Origin of the sequence: Paenibacillus sp. LK1, assembly GCF_002750415.1 — a bacterium.
GTDB lineage: Bacteria > Bacillota > Bacilli > Paenibacillales > Paenibacillaceae > Paenibacillus > Paenibacillus taichungensis.
Map to the genome: position 1 here is coordinate 518,909 of NZ_PEII01000002.1, position 26,587 is coordinate 545,495.

The 26,587-nt window shown below is 43.9% G+C and carries 22 protein-coding genes and 1 pseudogene; 1 reads left to right on the plus strand and 22 read right to left on the minus strand.

The genetic code is table 11. The features are described from left to right. Positions 1 to 143: 143 nt before the first annotated feature. Together CS562_RS06010 and CS562_RS06015 are read right to left on the minus strand one after the other, a co-directional pair. On the minus strand, positions 144 to 1,862 hold the full coding sequence (locus CS562_RS06010; protein ID WP_076288403.1) for an ABC transporter ATP-binding protein: 1,719 nt from the start codon (positions 1,860 to 1,862) through the stop codon (positions 144 to 146). A 2-nt stretch (positions 1,863 to 1,864) separates the two neighbouring features. Next, entirely contained in the window at positions 1,865 to 2,233 is a 369-nt protein-coding gene (locus CS562_RS06015) for a hypothetical protein (protein ID WP_099854339.1), read from the minus strand. A 197-nt stretch (positions 2,234 to 2,430) separates the two neighbouring features. Here CS562_RS06015 and CS562_RS06020 point away from each other — a divergent pair, with 197 nt between their 5' ends. After that, a complete protein-coding gene (locus CS562_RS06020) occupies positions 2,431 to 4,530 on the plus strand; it encodes a serine hydrolase domain-containing protein (RefSeq protein ID WP_099854341.1) in 2,100 nt (699 codons plus the stop codon). Between the two features lie 99 nt (positions 4,531 to 4,629). Here CS562_RS06020 and CS562_RS06025 read toward each other — a convergent pair whose 3' ends face one another. From CS562_RS06025 to CS562_RS06110, 20 genes and pseudogenes are all read right to left on the minus strand, one after another. Next, complete coding sequence (locus CS562_RS06025) at positions 4,630 to 5,571, minus strand: alpha/beta hydrolase (protein ID WP_076288401.1); 942 nt, start codon at positions 5,569 to 5,571, stop codon at positions 4,630 to 4,632. A gap of 57 nt (positions 5,572 to 5,628) precedes the next feature. Beyond that, the gene (locus CS562_RS06030) at positions 5,629 to 7,752 is read right to left on the minus strand and encodes a serine hydrolase domain-containing protein (protein WP_099854343.1); all 2,124 of its coding nucleotides are present in this window, start codon (positions 7,750 to 7,752) and stop codon (positions 5,629 to 5,631) included. Positions 7,753 to 7,969: 217 nt separating this feature from the next. Continuing rightward, positions 7,970 to 10,060: a serine hydrolase domain-containing protein gene (locus tag CS562_RS06035; protein ID WP_099854345.1), complete on the minus strand. Its 2,091-nt coding sequence runs from the start codon at positions 10,058 to 10,060 to the stop codon at positions 7,970 to 7,972. Between the two features lie 35 nt (positions 10,061 to 10,095). Next, the gene (locus tag CS562_RS06040; RefSeq protein ID WP_099854613.1) at positions 10,096 to 11,550 is read right to left on the minus strand and encodes an alpha/beta hydrolase family protein; all 1,455 of its coding nucleotides are present in this window, start codon (positions 11,548 to 11,550) and stop codon (positions 10,096 to 10,098) included. A 132-nt stretch (positions 11,551 to 11,682) separates the two neighbouring features. Beyond that, a complete protein-coding gene (locus CS562_RS06045; RefSeq protein ID WP_099854347.1) occupies positions 11,683 to 12,666 on the minus strand; it encodes an alpha/beta hydrolase in 984 nt (327 codons plus the stop codon). A 172-nt stretch (positions 12,667 to 12,838) separates the two neighbouring features. Next, positions 12,839 to 13,828 (minus strand): alpha/beta hydrolase, encoded by a 990-nt coding sequence (locus CS562_RS06050; protein ID WP_099854349.1) that lies wholly within the window; start codon positions 13,826 to 13,828, stop codon positions 12,839 to 12,841. Positions 13,829 to 14,047: 219 nt separating this feature from the next. Next, positions 14,048 to 15,415 (minus strand): sensor histidine kinase, encoded by a 1,368-nt coding sequence (locus tag CS562_RS06055; protein ID WP_076288396.1) that lies wholly within the window; start codon positions 15,413 to 15,415, stop codon positions 14,048 to 14,050. Continuing rightward, a complete protein-coding gene (locus tag CS562_RS06060) occupies positions 15,412 to 16,086 on the minus strand; it encodes a response regulator transcription factor (protein ID WP_024634376.1) in 675 nt (224 codons plus the stop codon). Before CS562_RS06060 ends, CS562_RS06055 begins: the two co-directional genes overlap by 4 nt. Positions 16,087 to 16,175: 89 nt before the next feature. Beyond that, a complete protein-coding gene (locus CS562_RS06065; RefSeq protein ID WP_257219394.1) occupies positions 16,176 to 16,928 on the minus strand; it encodes a hypothetical protein in 753 nt (250 codons plus the stop codon). Between the two features lie 128 nt (positions 16,929 to 17,056). Beyond that, positions 17,057 to 18,133 (minus strand): sensor histidine kinase, encoded by a 1,077-nt coding sequence (locus CS562_RS06070; RefSeq protein ID WP_099854351.1) that lies wholly within the window; start codon positions 18,131 to 18,133, stop codon positions 17,057 to 17,059. Further along, a complete protein-coding gene (locus CS562_RS06075; RefSeq protein ID WP_099854353.1) occupies positions 18,130 to 18,804 on the minus strand; it encodes a response regulator transcription factor in 675 nt (224 codons plus the stop codon). The genes CS562_RS06070 and CS562_RS06075 overlap by 4 nt, the downstream gene beginning before the upstream one ends. Positions 18,805 to 18,934: 130 nt before the next feature. Next, on the minus strand, positions 18,935 to 19,750 hold the full coding sequence (locus tag CS562_RS06080) for an ABC transporter permease (RefSeq protein WP_076288394.1): 816 nt from the start codon (positions 19,748 to 19,750) through the stop codon (positions 18,935 to 18,937). Continuing rightward, positions 19,747 to 20,769, minus strand: a complete 1,023-nt coding sequence (locus tag CS562_RS06085) for an ATP-binding cassette domain-containing protein (RefSeq protein ID WP_076288872.1) — start codon at positions 20,767 to 20,769, stop codon at positions 19,747 to 19,749. Before CS562_RS06085 ends, CS562_RS06080 begins: the two co-directional genes overlap by 4 nt. Positions 20,770 to 20,930: 161 nt before the next feature. Further along, positions 20,931 to 22,331, minus strand: coding sequence for a family 43 glycosylhydrolase (locus tag CS562_RS06090; RefSeq protein ID WP_099854355.1), 1,401 nt, complete (start codon positions 22,329 to 22,331; stop codon positions 20,931 to 20,933). A 56-nt stretch (positions 22,332 to 22,387) separates the two neighbouring features. Then, complete coding sequence (locus CS562_RS06095) at positions 22,388 to 24,142, minus strand: glycoside hydrolase family 2 protein (RefSeq protein ID WP_306553725.1); 1,755 nt, start codon at positions 24,140 to 24,142, stop codon at positions 22,388 to 22,390. Positions 24,143 to 24,158: 16 nt separating this feature from the next. Further along, positions 24,159 to 24,263: pseudogene (locus tag CS562_RS33345) on the minus strand (carbohydrate ABC transporter permease); the annotation flags it as partial. Positions 24,264 to 24,580: 317 nt separating this feature from the next. Next, positions 24,581 to 25,189 carry a family 43 glycosylhydrolase gene (locus CS562_RS06105; RefSeq protein ID WP_306553727.1) on the minus strand — a complete coding sequence of 203 codons (609 nt, stop codon included), beginning with the start codon at positions 25,187 to 25,189 and terminating at the stop codon, positions 24,581 to 24,583. After that, positions 25,138 to 25,389, minus strand: coding sequence for a family 43 glycosylhydrolase (locus tag CS562_RS33685; protein WP_306553767.1), 252 nt, complete (start codon positions 25,387 to 25,389; stop codon positions 25,138 to 25,140). The genes CS562_RS06105 and CS562_RS33685 overlap by 52 nt, the downstream gene beginning before the upstream one ends. Further along, a complete protein-coding gene (locus tag CS562_RS33690; protein ID WP_306553729.1) occupies positions 25,299 to 25,508 on the minus strand; it encodes a hypothetical protein in 210 nt (69 codons plus the stop codon). Before CS562_RS33690 ends, CS562_RS33685 begins: the two co-directional genes overlap by 91 nt. Beyond that, the gene (locus CS562_RS06110; protein WP_099854357.1) at positions 25,498 to 26,457 is read right to left on the minus strand and encodes an ArsR/SmtB family transcription factor; all 960 of its coding nucleotides are present in this window, start codon (positions 26,455 to 26,457) and stop codon (positions 25,498 to 25,500) included. The genes CS562_RS33690 and CS562_RS06110 overlap by 11 nt, the downstream gene beginning before the upstream one ends. Between the last annotated feature and the right edge of the window lie 130 nt (positions 26,458 to 26,587).

Genomic DNA, 26,587 nt, shown 5'->3' on the forward strand with positions numbered 1-26,587 from the left:
GACATTGTCAACATTATAATAATCAGTTTAGTGGACGTTGTCAACAATATATAATATTGATGAACTTTATATTTCAAATGAATGCCACTTTATTGAAAAACCAAAAAACAAACCGCGCAAATGCACGGTTTGTTTTTTGGCTATTAGGAATGGCTGTATTGCACCTGATGAAGTCTGCTGTATATGCCTCCGGCAGCGACCAGTTCCTCATGGTTCCCCTGCTCAGCGATGCCATCCGCATTGACTACAAGGATGCGATCTGCATTCTTGATGGTTGTCAGTCGGTGTGCAATAACAAGTGTTGTTCTACCCACTGACAGTTCCGCCAAGGACTTCTGGATTAATGCTTCAGTTTCGGTATCCAGAGCGGACGTTGCTTCGTCCAGGATGAGAATCGGTGGATTTTTCAGGAACATACGAGCAATGGACAAGCGCTGTTTTTGACCTCCGGAAAGTTTGACACCACGTTCACCAATGATCGTATCGATCCCTTCTGGCAAAGTAAGAAGCAACTCTTCCAAAGAGGCACGACGGGCTGCATCCCAGATTTGTTCGTCTGTAGCCGTTAAATCGCCATAAGCGATATTCTCCTTAATTGTGCCTGAGAAGAGAAATACATCTTGTTGAACAATACCGATATGTCTACGCAATGATTCCAGCTGAACCTCACGAATATCAACTCCATCAACGGTGATCCGACCTTCCTCTACTTCATAGAATCGTGGAAGCAGACTGCAAATGGTCGTTTTACCTGCACCCGAAGGACCCACAAATGCAACGGTTTCCCCTGGATTGATGGACAAACTGATATTATTCAGAATACGTCGATTTTCCTCATAACCGAATGAGACATTTTCGAAGCGAATATCTCCACGGACGCTTTTTAGCTCAACGGCATTTTTCGCATCGGCGATTTCCGGCTCAGTATCAATGATTTCCAGATAACGCTTGAATCCTGCAATGCCCTTAGGATAACTTTCGATTACGGCGTTAATTTTCTCAATCGGACGGAAGAAGATGTTGGATAACAACAGGAATGCCATGAAATCACCCATATCAATTCTGCCATCGATAAAGAACCAGGCACCGCTAATCATAACGAACACAGTAACCAGACGCATCATCATGTAGCTGACCGATATACTCTTCGCCATCGTTTTGTAAGCAAGCAGCTTTGTTTTACGGAAGTTCTCGTTGTCTACGGAAAATAGTTTTTTCTCATGCTCTTCGTTAGCGAATGATTGAACGACACGAATTCCGCCTACGTTGTCTTCAATACGGGAATTGAAATTCCCCACATCGCCGAAGAGGCGCCGATAGGTCTTCGTCATACGCCCACCGAACACGATAATGACCCAGGCCATGATAGGAATAATGACAAAGGTGATCAGTGCAAGCTCTAAATTAATGTTCGCCATGAGCCAGAAAGATCCGATTAATGTCATCACTGCGATGAAAACATCCTCTGGTCCATGGTGAGCCACCTCGCCAATATCGTTAAGGTCATTCGTAAGATGACCGATCAGATGACCCGTTTTACGATTATCGAAAAACCGGAAGGATAACTTTTGCAAATGAGCAAACATCTTCGAACGCATGTTGGTCTCAATGTTAATGCCAAGCATATGTCCCCAGTAGGTCACGACATAATTCAAGACGGTATTCAGCGCATAGATCGACAGCAATACAATACATGCGAGGATAATGAGTGGCCAATCTTGACCTGGCAGCAACTCATTAATGAACTTGCTTACAGCAAGTGGAAATGCCAGCTCTAGTAAACCAGCTATTACGGCACAACCAAAATCAATTAAAAACAGTTTTTTGTAAGGACGATAATACGAGAAAAAACGACGAACCATTCTTATTCACTCTCCAGATCCTGATTAGGGCTTTCTTCTTCATTTTGTAATTCAAAAAGTTGGATGTATTCATCAATGACCTGATCAATCGCTTTCAACTCACCACTGATCATCTGATGTATATTACGGAACTCCTCCTGACCAAGCTGTCTAGCCAACGTAGCTCTTCGATTCTGCATTTGTTCCAAAAAGACTAGAATTCTTCCACGACGAAACGTTTGTGCCCCATTACCCCGTTTTCCGTGATGTTCTCCATGCCCTCTCCCACGTCTTGAACGTTCACCTTGTTGCTCATCTTCCCCACGACCGCGTCTGGACCGCTCTCCATGGCGATCAGGTTGTTCGTTCACATTTATATGTCTTTCTCTCATTTGTGAAGCACCTCCATTTTCGTATACATTTGTATACGAATTGTTTATGTATACGATTGTATACGCAAGGGATTTTTCTGTCAACCCGTATTTTTCCATTTTATTCTGGGCCAATTCATATTCAGTTCACCGTCCTAGAGTACACTAGCTTACGTACCACCACAGAGATCCCCAATCCACAGATAAGACAGGAGAAGATGAGATTGACACTAAAAAAACGAACTTCATTCGCCGCCGTAACCCTGGTGTTAACCATGTTAGCCCCAATGACTGCTCTCGCCACACCGGCAACCAGTAACAGTAGTAACCTTACGTATGATATGACCCAAAAAGCGGTGATGGAGAAGGCCAAGCTCCTTACCGAAACATATGGTACAACAAGTGTGCAGTACGCACTCATGGATGAGGGAGAGATCGTGATCTCCGGACAGGTAGGCAAAAACGACCCAGAGGGCCGTATCCCCCTTTCTTCTAATACAATGTACGGCATCGGTTCAACCAGTAAAATGGTGCTCACAGCCGCTGTGATGAAGCTAGTTGACGAAGACAAGATCGATCTGGATGTGCCGGTTGTGAACTATATCCCTGACTTTAAAATGAAAGATAACCGTTACAAACAGATCACACCTCGTATGTTGCTGAATCATTCATCTGGGATTCTTGGAACCTCAAGCGGTAGTGCCATACTGTATGGGGACAATGATACCTATGCACATGATACATTTTTGGATCAATTGGTCGAGCAAAATTTGAAGGCAGATCCGGGAGCCTACTCGGTGTATAGTAACGATAGCTTTACGTTAGCGGAGATTCTGGTTGAACAGGTTAGTGGCATGAGCTTTAGCCATTTCATCCAACAGAATTTCACCGAACCCTTGGGTATGAGCCATACCAAAACGCCGCAGGATCTGGTTGATCCTGACCAAATGGCGGTAACTTATTCGCAGCTGAATAAGGAACAACTTCCACTAGAGAACACGAATATGATTGGCTCTGGAGGCATTTACTCTACTGCAGAAGACCTGGTCAAATTTTCGCAAATCTTTACGGGAGAGATCACAGGTATTCTTTCCAGTGAGTCAGCAGAAGCCATGACGCAGGAAGAATACAAAAGTGGCCTGTGGCCAGAGGACAGCGATTCATCTATTTCGTACGGGTTAGGGTGGGATAGTGTGAACTTGTTCCCATTTAGCGAATACGGCATCAAGGCAGTTACCAAAGGCGGGAATACGATTGCCTATCATTCGTCATTAATTGTGCTTCCGGAATACAATATGGCTGCAGCCGTTACTTCCTCAGGTGGGTCAAGCACAACCGACCAATTGATTGCCAGCGAACTGTTGCTTAGCGCACTTGAGGAAAAGGATATTATTGAAGGACGGAAGCCGGAAAAATCATTTGGCGCCCCTGTAAAAACAACCATGCCGAAAGAGCTAACGCAGTATGCTGGCATTTATGGGGCGGTTGGCAGCTCGTTATTGAAGTTGGAAGTGAATGATGAAGGACAGTTGACGATGTCCCAGCTATTGTCGCCGAACAGTACCGAACAAAAGTATACGTATACTGAAGATGGCTCTTTCGTGAACGAGCAAGGTACAGAAAAGTTGAAATTCGCCCAAGGAGATAACGGGAATACATACTTGTGGTCCCGTTCGTATCAGTCTGTGCCAGGGCTTGGACAGATCGCCTCCTCGGAATACAAGGCAGAAAAGCTCGAAACCAATACATTACCCGAAGATGTAACAGCCGCTTGGCAGAAGCGTGAAGGCAACATTTATTACCTGGTGAATGAAAAATACACCTCAACGGTATATGACAGTGCAACGCCGATTATCCCTATTCATATGTTCGATGAAGCACCAGGGTATGTGTATACCAATAAAATTATTGATGCAAATTCGGCTGTGAACCAACTGCAAATTCCAGGCTTGGCTGGGCGTGATACGATGGAGTATAAGTTCTTTGAGAAAGACGGCGTGGAATACGTCTCAGCAGGAGGAAAGGTCTACGTCAGTCAAGAACTTGTGAGACCACTCTATTCAGGGAAACAATCGAAGACAACGATTCAAACAAACGGTTATGCGACATGGTACTCGATACCGGCAGCAGCCGCAGGTAAAGTGATGACAGTGAAGATGCCTTCGAAAGGCGCTTTCACTGTATATGACCAGACAGGTATCAGTACGAACCATACCGTGGTTAGTGGCGAGAATGAAGTTACCTTACCTGAAAACGGTACGATTGTATTTGCTGGTGAAGCTGGTTCAAGGTTCGAAATTTCGTTAACAAATCAATAATAATGAGCATGGAAAATACGCCCGTTCCCCGGTGTTCTATTGGGGAACGGGCGTTTCATTCTTTCTGAAATCAATCCTGAAACTACGTTTGCTCTAAGTTTATTTTACTTCGTTCATAAACTTCCTGAAGTTTTCGGCTATTTCCTTGGACCGGGTATGGTGTAAATAATGTCCACCTTCGAATGTCATCACTTTACCATGTACTGAATTTTTGACTTGCTCTTCATGCAAAGGTATCCAACCTTCCGTTTCGGTATCATTCGCTTGTAAAAAGAAAATGACAGGCAAATCTCTAGGGAAGCTCAAGTTTTCAGCAGCTTTGAAATTGGGACCAAAATTTTCGCCTTCATTTAAGTTATTCGGATTAAACGTATTTTTGAGTGAGAGCATTCTAATCTGTTCTCTGGTTTCATCATCAACATCGGGTGCAATCAGTTGATCAGGGGCCAGTTTCATTAACAATCGGTAGAATCCTGATTTTTTAAGCAGTTTGTACGTTTCGGTTGGAAATGGATCATCGTTACCTCCCTGCGTTGGAACGCTGCTATCAATCCCGACGAAGGCAGTTACTTCGTTTGGATATTTGTTCACATAGTCCAGTCCATAAATTCCTGAAATAGAGTGACCCATGAGCGTGTAACGATGAATATTAAGCTGCTGTAACGCTTCATGAATTTCACTAACCATATTTTCCGTGGTACGCTCTTTTTCAGTTACGTCACTTAATCCATAACCGAAAGGCTCAATGACAACGACTTTGTAAAATGGTGATAGCTCATCGATGAGCGGTTTAAAATCGAGAGCTGGGGCAGGCGTTCCGTACCCCGGAAGCAATACCACGGTTTCTTCACCTTTTCCTTGGATCAACACATTCATGTTTTTCCCGTCAACCGCTACGGACTGACCATAGGCTTTTATTTTCCCTTCCTCCGATTTGTTGCTAATTACATTTACAATAAAAACAGTGGCAATAAATAATGCAAAAGCGATAACTATGGCACCGAATATTTTGAGCAAAATGATAAATATTTTTTTCATCATGATGGTTCTCTCCTGTTGAGTTCGTTTATTGTACAGCCATTTGAAACTCTATTCATTTTACTTCTTTAATGAAATTTCAAATCGGGAGCCAACCTCACCTGCAAATACAATACGACCGTTTTCTGGTAAGACAACTTCATTCTTACCGCTGACCCCGGTGTAATTAATACAAATTCCCGTCTGGTCGTATACGGCAAAGGCGCTATTTGCGGGTATTTTCACCGTCATGACTTTTCCTTTCTCAGTCGCTGGTACCGAGAACCATTTAGCATATCCATCTGCTTGAATGGTTGTTGCGGATTGTTTACCCGGATAGATGGGTTTTACAAGTTCCTCACTGGCGTATACATAAGCCGAAGCTGTAAGATACTCTCCTCCGTTCTTTTGGGAGAAATGAATGTCCATCGTATCACGTCCGGCAGTACCCGGAATATGCAAAGGATTGGCTGCTTCGTTAGCTCCAATAATCTTATTATTGGACATATACCCTGGATTCTCTTTATTCATATGAATAGGCAGGATCGATGAAGCATTGAGATAGACCATTGATGTGTATTTCTCATTCACCAGATAATATTTTTTACCATCGCGCTTTGCCCATGCGGCGTTAATCTCCTTTGATAATTTATTGGCTTCCAGCTTCTCCGCATTATATTCTGAGAAAGCCAGCTGTCCGAGTCCTGGAACGGATATATAAGACCGTGACCACAAGTAGGTATTCCCATTTTTCTCGACAACGAATTTCAACTTATCTGTACCTTCGTTGTTAACAAAAGTACCATCTGCTGTATATGTGTATTCTTGAGCCGGATTACTCGGAGCTGTAAGTGAAGATACCGTCATTTGTCCAGCCGTATTGATGTTGATCTTCGTAACTGAATTATTTCCACCATACATACCTGCAAACTTGGAGATTTCCTTAGGCATATTGGCCTTCACGGGTACGCCAAATGATTTTTCCGGCTTCCGTTCTTTAATAACGCCCTTTTCCTCAAGTGCGCTGAGTAATAATTCATTGGCAATGAAATGATTGGTTAAGCTTGACCCGCCTGAGGAGATAACGGCTGCAGCCATGTTGTATTCCGGGAGTACCACTAATGAGGACTGATAAGATAAAGTATCTCCACCTTTCATAACCGCCTTAATTCCGTATTCGTTGAATGGGAACAAGTTCACACTATCCCAACCTAACCCGTAAGACATAAGCGTATCGCTATCCTCTGGCCACATGCCTCTTTTATACTCTTCTTGCGCCATAGCTTCTACAGACTTACTGGAAAGAATGCCTTCGACCTGTCTCGTGAAGATTTGTGAAAATTTGACCAGATCTTCAGCGGTGGAATACAGACCTCCAGTAGCAATGATATTATAATTCTCTTTTGGAAGTTGTCCCTCATAAAATGGGGAATAGATTGCCGCCATTTCTGCCGGGTTAACCACATCCTGTGGTGTTTTCGTATGTTTCATATCCAAAGACTCCGTGAAAAACTTGTGTATGAATGCGGTATAATCGAAGCCGCTAACTCTTTCGACCAGAATCTCGGCTAACGTAAAACCATCGTTGCTGTAGACTGAGTATGCGCCGGGTTCTGCTTTCAGGTTTTGACCTGCCAATTGCTCCAGAAACGTATCATGTGAATACGTGTCATTATCTCCGTACAAGGTGGCATTGCTGAATGAGCTGCCCAGTAGACCGGAAGAATGATTCAGCAACATACGGGGTGTGATCTGTTTGTATCGGTTATCTTTCATTTTAAAATCGGGCATATAGTTCACAACCGGCACATCCAAATCGATCTTGCCTTCGTCAACCAGCTTCATTACAGCGGCTGCAAGCATCATTTTGCTGGTTGAACCAATACCATAGATCGTGTTCGAAGTAAGACGTACCTTGTCGTTTATATCGTTCTTGCCCGTTTGACCGGACACCACAATCTCTCCACCATCGATGAGCGCATATTGCAGACTCGTCGTACCGTAAGTCTCAGTCAGCAATTTGGCTTTTTCAATCACGGTTTTCTTCGTTGTCTCATACTTTAGGGTGCTGTTGTTATTCGTGGTAGCCGGTGCGGCCATTGTTGATAGTGGGGCTAACGTGGTTAACACTAGAGTTAAAGCTGCAATTGAGGTTCGTTTTTTGACTGTTCTCTTGACCACGTTCATTTTCTCTTGTTGTATCATCCGCATCTTCTCCTGTCAGTCTCTTCATTAGAGTATCTTGCTTTGGTGCTAAAATAAGCTTAACCAATATAAATGTACTGCTCGTGACATCTATATGAACCGAGTATGAACAGGCAAAAAAATTTGAGTACATAATGATATACGATCCCTGATCCTTCCTTTTTTCGTCATAAAAATATCCCCTTAAGTGTCTACTTAAAGGGGATAAAGACTTCGTCTATTTCAATGAAATTTCAAATTTGGAATCAACGTCGCCTGCAAATACAATGCGGCCGTTTTCTGGTAACACAACCTCATTCTTACCGCTGACTACGGTGTGATTAATGCAAATACCCGTCTGGTCATATACTGCAAAGGCTCCATTTGCAGGCATCTTAACCGTCATAACTTTTCCTTTCACAGTTGCTGGTACCGAAAACCATTTGGCATATCTATCTGCTTGAATGGTTGTAGCGGATTGTTTACCCGAATAGAGTGGTTGTACAATTTCCTCACTGGCGAATACGCTACCTACGGCTGTAATGTACTCCACTCCGTTCTTTTTAGAGAAATAGATTTCCTTTGTATCACGACCAGCCATGCCAGGGATTTGCAGCGCAGTGACTGCTTCGTTTGCTCCAATAATCTTAATATTAGACATATACCCTGGGGTCTCTTTATCCGCATGAATCGGGAGAATTGGTGACGAATGGAGATAAACCGTTGATGTATATTTCTGATTTACCACGTAATATCTTTTACCTTCACGCTTCTCCCATGAAGCCGTAATATCCTGGGATAATTCATTGGCTTCCAGCTTCTCTGCTGTATATTCTGAGAAAGCCAACTGCCCAAGTCCTGGCAAGGATATATATGATCGAGACCACAGATACGTACTTCCGTTCTTCTCCGTAACAAATTTCAACTTTTCTGTGCCTTCATCGTTAACAAAAGTACCATCTGATGTATAAGTGTACTTTTGAGCTGAATCACTCGGAGCTGCGAGTGTGGATACAGTCATTTGTCCAGCATGATTCATTTCGATCTTCTTAACCGAATTATTGGCGGCATACATACCTGCATACGTGGATATTTCTTTAGGTATATCTGCCTTTACTGGCACCTCAAATGATTTTTCTGGCTTCCGTTCTGTAATGATACCCTTTTCCTCAAGGGCGCTGAGTAATAATTCACTCGCAATGAACTGATCTTTGGCACTTGTCCCACCTGATGAGGTAACGGCTGCAGCCAGATTGTATTCCGGCAGTACGATTAATGAGGAGTGATACGATATCGTATCTCCACCTTTCGTAACGGCCTTGATGTCGTATTCACTGAATGGGAACAAATTCACACTATCCCACCCTAACCCGTACGAAATAGAACTATCGCTATCCTCCGGCCACATGCCTCTTTTGTATTCTTCTTGCGCCATGGCCTCTACCGACTTACTGGAAAGAATGCCTTCGACCTCGCCCGTGAAGATCTGTGAAAATTTCACAAGATCTTCAGCGGTAGAGTAAATGCCACCAGTAGCGATGATATTATAATTCTCTTGTGGAAGCTGGCCTTCATATAAAGGAGAATAGATTCCCGCCATTTCTGCTGGCTCAACCACATCCTGTGGTGTTTTGGTATGATTCATGTCCAGAGGCTCTGTAATATACTTGTGTATAAAAGCAGTAAAGCCCATGCCACTAACTCTTTCGACTAGAATCTCCGCTAATGTAAAACCATCGTTACAATATACGGAGTATTCTCCTGGATCGGCTTTTAGAGTCTGTGTCGCCAATTGATCCAGAAAAGTGTCATGTGAATAGGTATCATTATCTCCGTACAAGGTGGCATTGCTGCCGGAGCTGCCCAACAGACCGGAAGAATGATTTAACAGCATGCGTGGTGTGATTTGTTTGTAGCGATTATCTTTCATTTTAAAGTCAGGGATATAGTTCACAACAGGCTTATCCAAATCAATCTTGCCTTCGTCAACCAGCTTCATTACAGCTGCTGTAAGCACCATTTTACTGGTTGAACCAATGCCATAGATCGTGTTCGAAGTAAGAGGCACCTTGTTATTGATATCGTTCTTGCCCGTTTGACCGGACACCACAATCTCTCCAGCATCGATTAATGCATATTGCACACTGGTCGTACCGTACGTCTCAGTAAGGATCTTCGCTTTCTCCGCTACTATTTTCCTGGTTGGTTCATACGTCAGATCGCTGTTGTTACTCGTAGCTGGTGCGGCCATGACTGACATTGGAGCTAACATCATTAACACCAGAGTTAAGGCAGTGATTGAAGTTCGTTTTCCCGTTTGTCGTCCCATTCACATCATCTCCTGAGTTTAAATGTTTTGGTTGATTAGAGTTCTTTTGGATCTATAAATTTCACCTCTGGATACAAGTCGCTCGGCCCCTGAATTAGAGTTCCGCCCGATCCTTTCAATTGCTTATTAAAGAAATCAAGTACATATTGATTTACGATGTTTGACCCTCTTTTACCATTGATGTCTCCTGTAATTCCGGACAGTTTAATCAGCTCCGAATAGAATTGAAGATCCGTGAAATTGAAGTGCTGGGTTCCTTCTATATAAATCACATTCCCCCCCTGATTGATAACCGTTTTCATAATGTGCAGCTCATCTGAAAGAAACTTAGTTACTTCGTCATCCGAATTTCTATCACTTTCAAAATTGGCTAACCAGTCTTCAAAATTTCCCGATCTGATAAACATAAACGGCTTGTTTATATCATCTCTATCTTCTACTTCATTCAGTGACCCATCCATATTAACCCCGGCCTTGATTCGTTGATCTAAATACGTTGCATTAAACGCCGTTGCTCCCCCAAAAGAATGTCCCATCGCGCCTATATTATTTAAATCGATCTTCCCTTTAAATTGACTTTCAATTACACCTGAATTTAGCTTTTCGATTTGATTGATAACAAACTCAACGTCTTTTGTCCATATATCCCCAACTTCACTGCGGTCATCTATGGTTGTCATTTTTGTTGTATAGCCCGTTACACGGCCATCCGGAAAAAGGGTAGCAAAGGTGCTGTACGTATGATCGATTGTGACCACGATAAAACCATGACTGGCAAGATTCTCGGCCTGTGATGCTTGTAGAACTCTACTGGTTCCCATACCATGAGATAGCAGTACCACGGGATAAGGACTTGTGGAAGGTAATATTTCTACATTTTCATAAGAGTTGGTTTGACTATACTTCAAGTAGTCGAGCAAAAATTCGGGCAGTTTTAAAGAAGCAGAGAAGCTCTGAATATACGTTTTGAACATTTCTTTATCATTTGGAAACAGCGTGTCACGCTTGTTGTTATTCATGTTCTCAGTAGGATACCAGAATTGGACCATTAACTCCCTCTTGTCGCTCTGATCTTCAGTTAAGACTTCAGCTCTATTCTGGTCTGTAAAATGAAACGTTTGAGTACCCACTTTCTCTGGACCATCCGGCTTCGGCAAATTAAAAACAGGTAGGTATACAGACAAGGCAGTAGAAACAACCAGCAGAATGACGATTAGGGAAGACAAACTATATTTCAAGAACTTCCCTATTTTTAGATTCACCATCTTCTCGGAATGTCTGAATAAAACGATGAGTATGAATAGCGCCGTCATGATATATACCAAAAGCAACTGCCATCTGTATCCCTCAACAAACAATTGAACTAATAATATAACGCTACTTCCTATACCCAAACCCAAGCCTATTTTCTTGGCACTTCTTTTAATAAACAATAGATCTACCAGTAAAGCGAAACAGGATAAAACTAAAAGTATTTCAAATAATCTCATTTGAATCCTCTCTTTCATCACGGACATCATCCGAATTGGATTTACTAACTATGGAAAAACCGCCCCGCAGGACGGTTTTCATATTCGTTCATACACACCTGTTAAGTCAAAGCGTGTACGTTTACACCATATTTATTTTGCTTCATTCATAAAAGCTCTAACGTCTTCAGCAATTTTTTTGAATTGAGTATGGTGTAAATAATGTGAACCATCCATTGTGATTACTTTCCCATGTACCGAATCTTTGATCTGCCCTTCATGCAGCGGTATCCATCCTTCTACACCTTCATTATTTGCTTGTACAAAGAGAAGAAGTGGAAGGTCTGTAGGGAAGGTTAAACCTTGAGCACCTTTAAAATTGGAATAAATATGATCCATCTCGTTTAATGACGTGGGATTATACATGTTTTTATTCGAGATCATTTTCATCTGCTCAACCGTCTGACCATTAAATGCAAGTCCCTCATAGGGGTCTGCACTCACTTTCATCATTAATCTTAAGAGACCTGTATTTCTGAGAAGAGCAAACGTTTTTAATGGGAACTTCGCATCTGTAATACTTGGTTGGGTGGAAACACTACTGTCAATACCTACGAAGGCAGTTACCTCATCCGGATATTTGTTCACATAATCAATGCCGTAAATGCCTGCAATAGAGTGACCCATGAGCATGTACTGATGAATATCAAGTTGCTGCAGAGCTTCATGAACTTCACTTACGATATTTTCTGTGGTTCTTTCTTTTTCTGTTCCATCACTTAATCCGTAACCGAAAGGCTCAACTGCAACAACTTTGTAATATGGAGATAATTCATCAATAAGCAGCTTGAAATCAAGCGCTGGTGTTGCTGTTCCAAAACCAGGCAGAAGCACAATCGTTTCCTTGCCTTCACCTTGAATGAGCACATTCATATTTTTCCCGTCTACAGATACGTGCTGACCATAAGGCTCAATCTTTTTCGCTTCGGAATTGCTACTGATCACATTCGTGATATAAACAATACCTAGAAACAAAATAATGGCGATTACGATTGCTCCTAGTATTTTAAGTATAATATTCCGTACTTTCTTGGCCCTCGATCCATTCTTCGCTTTCTTTTCCTCTGGCTGTGTCACTCTCATCTTCTCCTGTCTTGAACTGTTAGTTCGGCTTTCTTCTTTGCTTCTAATGAAATCTTAACCAATGAAAATGTACTCCCCGTGACATCAATATGAACTGAATATGAACAAGCAAATAAATTAATAAATTTACGGAGACGTCATTGTCGGATAAATTTCCGTGAACACATTATTGGATTTCCTTCATAAATCCCATAAAGTTTTCAGCAATTTCTTTGGCATGGGAACGATACAGATAATGATTTGCTTCCAGCAGCACCACTTCACCATGTGCAGAATCCTTTATTAACTTCTCGTGTTCAGGAATCCAATTCTCCGCTGCCGGATGATTCTTTTGAACAAAGAAAAGAACCGGCAGATTAACAGGGAACGTTAGCTGTTCAGCTGCTTTAAAGTTGGAATACATACTCTCTGCCTCATTTAATTGAGTGGTATTATACATATTTTTTCGGATCAAAATGTTCAATTGTTCTTTAGTCTGCTCATCATAAGGCTGTCCATCATAAGGGTCAGCACTCAGTTTTAATTGTAATCGCGCGAAACCTAAGTTACGGAACCATTTAATCGGTTGTGTATCTGACGAATCAATCTTTTGTTCACTAAGCGTTGGAACACTGCTATCCAGTCCGACAAATGCACTTACTTCGTTTGGATATTTGTTCACATAATCCAGGCTATAGATCCCGGAAATGGAATGACCCATGAGAATATACCGATCAATATGAAGACTTTGCAGCGCTTCGTGGATTTCACTTACGATATTTGCTGTACTGCGCTCCCTTTCGGTCTGATCACTCAATCCATAACCAAAAGGTTCAACCACGATTACTTTATAATAGGGGGATAGTTCTGAAATAAGTGGCTTAAAATCAAGTGCGGGTGACGCTGTTCCAAACCCTGGTAAAAGGAGGATCGTTTCTTCTCCTTTTCCTTGAATGCTGACATTCATCTGTTTTCCATCTACAGATACGCGCTGTCCATACGTTTCCATTCTTTTTTGCTCCGAATGACTGCTGATTTTGTTAACGCTATACACGGTGGCCACGAAAAGTAGGATGACTATAACGATTGCACCAAATACTTTAAGCAAAATGTTTAATACTTTCTTTGTTTTGGATCGACCCGACTGTTTCTTCTCGGTTTCTTGTGTCACACTCATCTGCTCCTGTCCTCATCTGTTTAATGGCTGTAACAAGCCTTTAATTCAAGACTAACCAACAAAGATGTCCTCATCATGACGACAATATGAACGGAATATGAACTAACAAAAAAAGACCACGTTTCACATGCGAGGGAGCTTGCATGTGAAACGTGGCCTGAAAATATGGTTTAGACAATCGGATGAATATTCTACACATTCCTTATCCTATAAGCCTAACTATTCCGTTGGTGGAGTGATTGGCAACGTGACAATAAAGGTCGTTCCTTGACCAGGTTCACTTTCTACTCGGATGTCCCCTTGATGAAGCGATACAATCTGTTTAACGATAGCAAGTCCCATACCACTGCCATCATACTTGCGACTGTGAGAGCGATCCGACTTGAAAAATCGTTCGAATATGCGCTTCTGGTCTTCAAGGGGGATACCGATACCTGTGTCGGAGATTCGAATAGTCACGTTCTTGATATCCTGCTTGGTGCTGACGTGAATTACGCCGCCATCTTTGGAAAATTTAATACCGTTGCTGAGAATATTTGTCCATACCTGGTTCAGCTGGTCGTGATCAGCCAATACTTTAACAGCTTGGAGATCGAGCTCAAAGTGAATGTTGCGAGCAGACCATTGTGGCTGGAGAGTTACAATGACCCGCCTGATCTGTTCATCCAGGCTAAGTGTGCTAAGTCGTGGTTGCTGTGACTGCGATTCAAGCATACTCAGCTTGAGCAGATTATCACTCATTTTGGACATCCGCTTCGCCTCGGCGATGATAATCTCAAGGTATCGGCTTCGTTCTTGCTCTGAGAGATTTACTTGTTTCAGTGCTTGAGCATAACCGGATATCGAAGTCAGCGGAGATTGAACCTCGTGTGACACATTCGTTACGAATTCTCTGCGCATCTGCTCCAACTGCTGCAAATCATGAATCATTTCTTCAAAACTGCGCGCCAGTGTGCCCAGTTCTCCGGTTTGCTTAATATTCAACTTAACGTTGAAATCTCCAGCAGCGATCCGCTTCGTTGCTTTTGTCAGTTTTTTGATCGGTCTAACCAAAAATATGGAAGCAATCAGAATGATAATACTTCCCGCAATCAATGAACAGGTTGCAAAGATCGAAGCCCATTGGACGACAAACAAGGAAGAAGGGGGAGTGAGTGTCTCAAAAAACATGGCTTTCGCTCCCATTTCCGTTTTCACCGGCAAACCTAAAAGAACTGTTGCAATACCATTCGGATTGTCCTGAACTACGCCTCCATCTAGCACTTTCTTTAGTTGCTCTTTCGTCACCGTGGCCGATTTATGTCCGTTAAGCTTTCCATACGACTGGAACTGACCCGTTGCATCGTAAATTCGAATATGATATGAATTCAGTAGCTTCATTCCACTAACGTACGATTCTGCTTCACTTAATGGAAGGGTCTTGTAAATCTGCACGATATCCTGGCCGAAGTTACGTATGTTAATTTGAGCATTTTCATTCAATTGATCTTCGAATATCATCGTGGACACAAAAAAAGAAATGACCGTGCCGGCGATGACGGAGACCAGAAATGTCAGGACCACACGGATATATAACGATCTAATCATTCGTAAACCTCAAGCCGGTACCCCAGACCTCGCACCGTTTCAATCCGAAAATCGGGTGTTGTTGCGAACCGTTCACGCAGGCGTTTAATATGTACGTCTACTGTTCGATCATCACCGGCGTAATCAATGCCCCAGATCTGATCGATCAATTGCTCACGTGTATAGACTTGTCCGGGTGTTCCAGCGAGTTTATAGAGCAATTCGAACTCCTTCAGCGGCAACGTAAGCGACTCTGTTCCGCTCGTCACCTTGTAGGTTTGTCGATCCAGGATGACGTTGCCGAAATGGATCGTCTGCGTGGAGCCGATTTTGTATCGTTTCAGTAATGCTCGAACACGAGCCGTGAGCTCCAACGGATCAAACGGTTTCGTCAGATAATCATCGGTTCCCAGTTCGAATCCCTTCACTTTCTCCCAAGTCTCTCCTCTCGCCGTCAGCATGAGCAACGGAAGATCAGGATTGGCTCTTCGCAGCTCCTTGCATAATGTCCAACCATCCATGATAGGCATCATGATATCAAGCACAACAAGATCGACATGTGTTGAGCCGTAAACAGTCAGTGCTTCTTTACCATCCGCAGCTTCAGCCGTTTCAAATCCGTCATTTCTCAAAAATAAACAGACGAGTTCACGAATGTTCGGATCATCGTCAGCAACTAGTATTGTAGGCATTTGTTCCCTCTTTTCCTGTTTCCATGTCATGTAGTCGTAATCATTATACTATTATGGAATTTGTAAAAAGCAAGAAACACATAAGAAATTTAATCAAGCCATCCCCTCAGAATACTCTGCATCCCCGCTTTGTTATGAAGAAACTGTTTCACACGAGAGCCGTTGGCACCAGATGGATGAGGGAATCCCCATAAAATTTTCCCTTCAACTAACCGATGTTCATCTAGCAATTGATGGAGTACAGCCTCCACCGACTTTCCTAATGGAATAATAAGAGGATGCTTTAACTGTTCAACTTCAGGCAGAAATGATTCAAGTACAGCTTGATACAAAAAATTATTTTGAGTAATAGAAGGCTGATGTCCATTGTAATTTTGCTTATTCACCAAGACCGGATATCGAATCAGAGAAGTTGTATGTAACAATATACAATCTGCTTCAAACAGCCTTTGCACATGGGGCACTTTTAAATATTCATGCAAGCTTATTTCCTGGAGCATCTGAATCAAATTGCTACGCATGGAGCCGGCCATTCTTGCCGCTATTTTGGCTTCTTTACAGGCTTGCTCATATGATTTGTGTGCTTTCAAAGCCTGGATAGCCGTTCTATATGCAATCTCCATTTGCTGCCAACCTGGTGTGATGCCCACAAGCATGACTTTTGCAGAAGGATTGATATATTCATTATGTGGAGAGTAGAACATCTCCACCTCTCCCGCTGAGCTTAATTTCAGATCATTAATCAGCAGCTCTGCTTTGGAGTACTTTGGTTGTACCGGTAATGAATTCATCACATCAATCAGACGTTGTTGGTGAGTGGAAGATATCAGCAGACTGCACACTCCTTACGGCCTTATGTATTGGCTACCCTGTAGTTTATCGATTATATACCTTATTTTGTACAATAACCGCCGAATTAATTGAAATAAAAAGGGTAATTGAGGACAACGTCCATCAATTACCCTTTTTATTATTCTGAATGGACAGGTAACTGTACAGTAAATGTCGCACCTTCTCCTGGTTCACTGAACACGGAGACAGTACCCCCATGCATCTCCACAATTTTATGCACGATGGACAGACCCAACCCACTGCCGCCCAAGGCACGTGTACGAGATTGATCTGCTTTGTAGAAGCGTTCAAATATACGAAGTTGATCCTGCTTGGTGATGCCAGGTCCACTGTCAGTAATACGCACACTGACCTTGCCTTCACCTTGCGTAAGGAAAACATCAATTTTGCCGCCTTCTGGCGTGAACTTGATTGCATTATGAATCAGGTTGATCCATAACTGAATCATCAAGTCCTCATCAGCCAAGATTTCAACTTCTTCCAGCTCTACGTTCATATCTATTTTCTTGTCATCCCATTGGGGTTCGCAGGCCAGAACCAGAGTTACCAACTGCCGATCCAATCGGTAAGATGTTTTATGTGATGCATGCTCGGATGAATCCAGAACAGCGAGCTTCATCAAATTATCACTCAGTCTGGACAAACGAACACATTCCGTCTCAATGATCGTCAGATACTTTTCCCGTTTCTCCTGGTCCATATCTTTATTTTTCAGCGCTCTGGCGAACCCGCTGATTGACGTGAGCGGCGATCCGATCTCATGTGATACATTGGAGATGAATTCCTGACGCAAATCTTCCATCACTTTGAGATTTGCCGCCATGTCATTGATGCTTTCAACTAACTGCACAAACGGATGGGGATTTCTCTGTCTCCCGTTTCTATTGGCAAATTCTGCATCCAGATTCACACGAAAATCCCCCCGGGAAATGCTTTTCAGTGCCTGAATCATCTCATTAAAAAATTCATACTGCCTGCCTTTAACCAGCGGACCGATGATTGAAATGCATATCCCGAAGAAAATGAACCCAAGCATGGCATTAATCAGAAAAGCAAGCAATTCATGCGGTTCCCATGGGACAAAGGAATACACATATCTCGTAAGGTAGAAAGCTGCTGTCCAGCAGGCAAACAGGGCCAGAGATACCAGAATGACGTTTCTGGCAATATGAAGAAATGTAGCCTCCTGCTTCATTGCCGTACCTCCAGGCGATAGCCTAAACCTCGCATAGTACGAATGACAAAAGCATGCTCTTCCTCCGGAAACCGTTCACGAAGCCGTTTGATATGCACATCAATTGTCCTCTCGTCCCCTTCGTAATCATAACCCCAGATCTTTTCGATTAACTGATCACGTGTAAAGGTCTTGCCAGGGTAACTCGCAAGGGTGAAAAGCAGTTCAAATTCCTTACGTGGCAACACAATATCCTGATCGCCTTTCTTGCACTCAAACGTATCCCCCCGCAGGACCAGTTCACCAAGCAGGATCACTTGTGAAGTCATAATTCGATATCGTTTCAATAAAGCCTTCACTCGTGCAACCAGCACCAGCGGATCAAAAGGCTTCACCAGATAATCATCCGTCCCAAGGGTAAAACCTTTAATGATCTGCGAGGTTTCTCCTTTGGCTGTTAACATCAGGAGCGGCAGATCCGTCTGCTGCCGCAACTGGCGGCACAATTCCCATCCGTCCATGCCTGGCATCATAATATCGAGAACGACGAGGTCGACCTTATGGTCAGCGAGTAATCGCAGTGCATCCAAACCGTCAACAGCCTCAATTACATGCAAACCCTCCTGCTGTAAAAAATGTCCTACCAGCTCTCGGATATGCGGGTCGTCATCAACGACCAATATGCTTGTCAACGTGACCACCTCCATTTTTTTCAACCTTGCCTTATACTCCACATTCTGTCAAGAAGAAGACCTTATACCACAAGGCATAACGTCTCTTTCCTGATAACTCCACATTTTTAGAAAATTTTATGATTTCCAATTACGTTCTGCGCATATATGCCCGTACTGTTAATGGTGCAAAAATGGCTACAATAACTGCCGCTCCAGCAAGGCTAGTCACCAAATCTGTGCCCATTGTCCCTTGATTCGCCAAATCCCGTACAGCTGAGACCAAATGGGATATCGGATTGACATTAACAATCCACTGAAGCCAATTTGGCATCGTATCTACCGGAACAAAAGCGTTCGAAGCAAAGGTGAGCGGAAACAATACGAGCATGGAAATCCCTTGTACACTGGACGCTGTACGTGCAATAACACCGAGAAAAGCAAAAATCCAACTGATCGCCCAAGCGCACACAATAACCAGCAATCCTGCCAAGGCGACATGACCCAATCCACCCGCAGGGCTATATCCCAATAGATATCCAATCGCAAAGGTAAGGATTGTTGCAATGGTATATCGGATCGTGTCCGCCAGCAATGCTCCGGCCAATGGCGCAATACGTGCTATAGGCAATGATTTGAATCGGTCGAATACCCCTTTATCCATATCCTCACGCAATTGCACGCCAGTAACGACTGAGCTTGTAATTACCGTCTGCACAAGTATACCCGGAATAATGACCAACAAATAAGCTTGAATGTTTCCCGAGACTGCACCGCCAAAAATGTACGTAAACATCAATGTGAAAATGATCGGCTGTAGGGTAACATCGAATAATTGCTCTGGTGTTCGTCTAACCTTCAAGATCCCGCGATAAGCCATCGTTAAGGAATTCCGGACGGTTTGCCCAAAGCTTGTGTATTTTCTCAGCTTACGGCTTGGGTTTTGTTTCGCTATTGTACTGTTCATACTTGCAACTCCTCCACTGCTTTTGATTCTTGAGACGTATGAGACGTATTGCCACTCGCATCTTGGCCCGTAATGGTAAGAAATACTTCATCAAGTGTAGGTTTCTGGACACTCATCTCTGCCAGATCAATGCCTGCGGAACGAAAGGCAATCAGCAGATCTGCTGCAATATTCGCATTAGCCATCGGCGCAGTAATCTTCCCTGCTTCCGCTGATACGCTGGAATCTGTCCGAAGGATCTGCTCCACAATCTGACGGGCGTGTTCAATCCGTGTCGGTTCCTGGATGCGCAGTTGAAGGGAGGCAGTGCCAACGGAAGCTTTCAAATCATCTACCGTACCTTCGGCCACAACATGACCCTGATCAATTACGGCAACGCGGTCTGCCAGTTGATCCGCTTCATCAAGATATTGTGTGGTCAGAAGCACTGTTGAACCAGTCTTGACCAATTGGCGAATCGTATTCCACATCTGTGCACGTGTCCGTGGGTCAAGTCCAGTTGTCGGTTCATCCAAAAAGATCAGCGGCGGCTGAGCAATAAGGCTTGCTGCCAGATCCAGACGGCGGCGCATGCCTCCCGAGAACCCTTTGATCGGACGTTTCGCCGCCTCCGTCAAGCCGAATTCTTCGAGCAGCTCAGCGGTCTTGCGTTTCGATTCTGCGCGGCCTAGACCCAGGAGCCGTGAAAATATCATCAAATTTTCGTTGGCACTAAGTGACTCGTCAACCGATGCGTATTGTCCTGTAAGTCCAATCAGCTGGCGTACAATATGTGACTCCTTCACCACATCATGCCCAAATATTTTGGCTGATCCTCCATCGGACCGAAGCAGCGTACCCAGCATCCGAATTGTTGTTGTTTTCCCTGCTCCATTCGGGCCCAGTACACCGTAGATTGTACCTGCCTTCACGTTTAGATTCACACCATCCACTGCACGCTTATCTCCAAAGATTTTTACAAGCCCCTCTGCTTCAATGGCCCAATCTCCAAGTTCATTACCTGTTGTTCTTTGCTGTATGTTTGTCAATTGTGGTTCCTCCCATATCGTTTATAGGGGAAGAATATCGTACTTTTATGAACTGAATATGAATGGAATCAGAAAGTTTTCAATTTCAAATCACAAAACCCCGCCAAGGTCCAAATGGACACCGGCAGGGTTCGTATCGGATTTATCATTCTCTAATTTGCAGGTTTGATATCAAAGAAGTCCAGTTCTCCATATCCTTCCCCTTTGGAGAAACGAATTTTGTTCACACCAGCCTTTAGCTGAACTCTTGCTGTAGACAGTCCCCAGTTCTCCCATCCCTTGTTCGTAATGTAGAATGGGCTGGCTGTACCTCCATTCACACTCAGCAGCAGGCTGGACCAATTCCCACCTGCTGTACCATTCGCCGTCCTTGCCAGGAGAATATATTGCCCTGCAGCTGTTGCATTGACGTTAAATTCTACATAGCTGTCCGCCGTATCGATATGACCAGCTTTCATGCCGCCTGAACCAGAAGGACTCTGGGATGCATAAGCGATCCCACCAAAGGTTCCCTCCTCTCCTTCATATCGAACGATTGACTTTTCTCCCGAAGGTAGAGCAATAGGTGCGTTGGGATTCACCGGCGCACCCAAGTTCGGGGTATTGTCGGCATTCCAGGTGAACTTCTGTAAGCGAATCTCACGATTCCATCCGGAATTATTGGATTTCGCTGTGTGGTACATGATCCAGTCCTCAGTCCCGTCAGGCGATTTCGTAAAGGAATGATGACCCGGACCATACAAACCGTTCCCCGATTGGAAGATAGGCTGACTGCGCTTGTTCCAGGATGCCGGATTCAGCAAATTGCTTGAGGCGTTAGCGGTAATAAGCCCCAGACAATAGTCGTTGGTCCAGCTGCCACTTGCAGAGTAGACTAGACTGATAACTCCGTTTCGAATGATCACCTGTGGTCCCTCATTTACATTCGGGGAATGATTGGTTTCCCAGGCGTAGGTTGGTCGTGCAATCTCCACACGATTTGAATCGATGGTCCAGGGATTACTCATATGGGCAATGTACAGATTCTGCCTTACATTCGTATCTGCTTCCCAGCCCGACCAGATGAAGTAGAGCTGTCCGTTCACCTGCAAAACCGTCCCGTCGATAGCCCACTTGTTGGTGGGATCCGTAATCTGCCCTTTGTATTGCCAGGTTCCCTGAGTAGGATCAGCTGACGTATTTTCCATAACATACATGCGGTGATTGACGTTGTCTCCATCATCCTTCGCATAATAGATGTACCAAGCACCATTGATGTAATGAAGCTCTGGAGCCCAGATGCCGCAGCAGCCAGTATTCACCACTGTGGTTGGAGCCGCATCAACGGTTGTTAATTGAGCTGACTTCCAGATGGTAACGTTACCACCTGTTGTTTTGGTGAAATAATAGAATCCATCTGTGTGCTTGTAGACCCATGGATCAGCTCCATCCTGCATCACGACATTGTAGAAGTTATTCTGAACGGTCGCAGCATGCGTCGTCTGTCCCATTGGAAAAATAAGAAATGCACATAAGGCCAGCAAAAATTTGTTCCTGTAATTCATTATTTTCATCTACAGTCACGCTCCCTATAGGATTATGAATCATGCGTGTACCTGACCTTCAACGTTCAATCTTCAATGGCAGCTTTGCGGGAATTAATGCGACGAATCGTTTCCGGGTCGAATTTGGGACGGCGGTCATAGGTGTACAGTCCATTCACTTCCTGTTCCACATCATATAGCTGGGTATAACAAAACCCGAACATTTTCGGATGGTCCAACAGGACATTGGTTAATCCCTCATAACGTGCAATGAAAGCTTCTTCGGAATTCGGTCTGTCCCCGTAGCCCCAAGCTTTCTCATCTTGCTGATCCGGATTCCACCAGATACCGCCATACTCGCTAATAAAATAGGGCTGCCCTTCATACGTCTGCCGCTCCGGAAACGTATTGAATACTTCTCCACCGCTTTTCATCGGTTCATATCTGGCACGGAACGTTTCCGGGTTCTGATCATAGTCATGTAAATCGAAGATATCCGTCACCACATGAAAGTTACCACTGGTATCAATGACAGGACGTGTCGGGTCCATACGTTTGGTCATCTCATAGACAATGCGTAGCACATCATTATCCTGCCGGGTTCCATCACGATCCCACGTTTCGTTGAACGGACACCAACCGATAAGTGATGGATGATTAAAGTCGCGTTCCATACCTTCCATCCATTCTGGCAAAAACCGGGCAAGGCTTTCAGACGTTGTAATATCCTGTCCCCAGTTGGCATGTTCTCCCCATACCAGATAACCCAGCTGATCAGCCCAATACAGGAAACGCGGCTCAAACATCTTTTCGTGCAATCTCGCTCCATTAAAGCCAAGCCCCATGGAAATCTCGATGTCTTTGCGCAGATCTTCGTCGCTAGGTGCCGTGTAGATGCCATCCGGGTAAAAGCCCTGATCCAGCACAAGCCGCTGAAAAACAGACTTCTCATTAATACGAAATGCCATGCCATCCAACCTTACCGTCCGCAGTCCGAAATACGAGCCTACCGTATCGATGGTCTGATCCTGCCCATGCAGCTTCAACTCCAAATCATACAATTGGGCATGCCCTGGCTCCCATAAGTGGATTTCAGATAATGGGACGGTAAGCTTCACAGCAGGTCCATGAATAACCGCCGTTGCCGATCCAACATCCTTGCCGTCAAAGTGGGCTGTTGCAGCCAGCTCTCCTCCAGCAGTGTTACCGCATATTTTCACTTCAAGGTGCACACATGCATTTTCCGGATCAGCCGCGACTTTCATGTCGGAGAGATACACCTCTGGCACGTGCTCCAGCCACACCGTTTGCCAAATGCCGGTCGTCCGCGTGTAATCGCAGCCATGTGAGTGGAATCGTTCGCTCTGCTTGCCTCGCGGCTGAAGTCCAGAACGCACATCGTCTTCCGCATAAACCGTGACTACATTCGTTCCCGACGAAACATGGGATGTGATATCAAAATGGAATGGAGAATAGCCTCCCCGATGTTTACCAACCGCTTTTCCATTGACCCAGATCTCGGCTTCGTAATCAACAGCGCCAAAATGAAGCAAAATGCGTCCATTCATCCAGGTATCCGGAATGGAGAACTCGCGTTTATACCATACTGCTGCCATAAAATCGGTATAGCCCACCCCGGACAGTTTACTCTCTGGACAGAACGGAACAGTGATTGTCCCAGAGAAGTCATGTCCGGACTGTTCATAACCCCGTTCATTTCCACTTTTGCCATGATCCATTTCGAACTGCCAAGTTCCGTTCAGATTGATCCAATCGTTACGTACCCACTGAGGACGAGGATATTCCGGTCGTGGTGTCAATGTCATCTTGTCTTTATTCATACGTAAATCACTCCTATTAGCCTTTGATTGAACCGATATATACTCCTTTTACAAAGTACTTTTGTAGGAAAGGGTATACCATCAGTATTGGAATGGTGGACACAACAATGGTGCAATATTTGTTCTGTATTTGAATCAAAGTATAATTACACAATAATTAGATGTCAACGTTTTCAATTTATTTTCTTGTAACAAAATATATCTGGTATTCTTGCTTACATCTCATTCAAACAGCATTGGAAAGTTGATTATTCACTAGGTTACACCATTAAAACATAGTTAGAATGCGGAAAAATCCAGTTTAAAGCCAAAATAATTATTACTTTCTTTGTCTAATGAAAGCATTCGTTTTGACCCAATCATTTATCTAATTCGCTATTAATTACAAAATAGTTGTAACTTTAGGCATACCTATCCCCTATTCTCAAGTCTTATGTCTTACTCTCCCGATGGAACTTGGAGCGCATGATCATCGCTGAAAGGCACACCAAAATCAGGTGTTCCATCCCTGTTCCATTCAAATTTTTGAATGCGCGTAGCCCGAAAACCAGTATCAGCACCCGGTGCCGGAAGAGTATGAAATACGATCCAGTCCTCCAGACCATCCGGTGATGTAGTAAAGCTGTTGTGCCCTGTGGAATATACATCATTCTCCGTACTCTTCCAAAAAACAGGCTGCGGGGATTTGGTCCATGATGAAGCTAGCATTGGATCATCTTCTTCATTCATGGTTAACATGCCAAGTGCATAATCTTCCGTCCAGGTTGTGCTGGCCGAGAAAATCAGAAAAACTCGTCCATTTCGATGCAGCATAACCGGGCCTTCATTAATCGCCATCCCGCCTTGCTTTTCCCACGAAAAGGTTGGAGCTGTTAACAGCACATGGTCACCTGTCAATGTGTAAGGATTAGACATCCGCATAATATAGATCGCTGACCCATAGTCCGGAAAATGACCGTAGACTGCGTACAGAAAATAGAATTGAGCACTCAATTTCAGCACGGTACCATCCAGACCAGGGACAGGAGTGTCCAGAGCCCCTTCCATACCCAATCGCCATCCATGGGATTTGGGCTTTCATTCTCCAGCACGCAAATCCGCCGTGAATCGTCCCCTCCCCCATCATTGGCCGTATAGTATATGTACCATTTTCCGTTCAAAAAATGGATTTCTGGTGCCCACAAATGATGGCTATAACGCCCGCCAGGCTCCGGTGACCAGATGATTTTCCGTTTACCTTCGTCAATTTGAGATAATCGGGTGGACTGAATAAGCTCCAGGTAATTGGAACGTGTTGCTCCTGATGAAACAAGTTCGGTTTAAAACGCTCGATACTCACGATAAATGAAGTACCGTTATTTGGCATATCTCGCATCCTTATCACCTGAATTCATCGTATACCTTACCTGCATAATAATGTTCTGTTCATGATCTCCGAACTCATTGCCAAACAGGTTCATGCCTCCCTGATGCCTAGCATCCGGATGAATTCCAATGCGTAATCTTAACTTGTGTTTATCCTCAAGATGAAGATCTGACAGGGACACATCCGAAATTTTCTCCTTGTCCAGCATGGTCATGTTGTCGTCCACACGCCATTTTTTGAGAATGCCGTATTGTGTGGAACCATCTGACCACCATGCCGGATTCAGTTTACCTCGGCGGTCGCCCAAATCTCCGGGACTAGTCCACATCCCGATCTCAGTGCCATTCACCCAAACAGAAATATCCGAGGGCCAATCATTGTTATACGTTGCTACTTCAGAACAGATTTCCATGGACAATTCCAAAGATTCAATCGTTGCACCTTGCGGAATATCCATTGGAAGCAAATATTCAAGATAACCTTTTGCCAGCCAAATGATCTGAGCATCAATATGCTTAGGATGATAGAAGCTTGCCGGGTCATCTTCCTTCAGAATCATCTCCTCCGTGCTCGCCATGCCGCATGTTGGCGCAACTTCACAGTCGCTGTAATGCCCTATCGGCATCTGAACTTCATAGACATTCGTATCCCGTGTGGGAAAGGAACTCACTCGATCCAGGGCAATATGAATATCATCATAATTACGGCTGCAAACTTTCATGGCCCCACGAGAGGCTGGGAGCATTTCCGTATGTATTAAATTGGCCGCCTCCAGCACTTTAATATGGTTGGCTACCGTTGACACGGGCAGGTTAAGTGCTTCGGCAATTTCGATTATGTTTAATTTGTTGGCATTAAGAAGCTGGAGAATGTCAATCCGGGAACGAGTCGACAAGGCGTGGGTTACAGTTACCAGTTTTTCCGGGTCGTTAAAGCTAAGTTCCAGCACGTATTTGCTCTCCTTTGGAAAATATTAATTAAAATAATTCTACTTAATAACAGGAATAAACACAATGTTGCTATGCTCCATCCTGCTTTCGAAGGAATACTTCTGAGAACATTTTCCACGTAATCTTTCC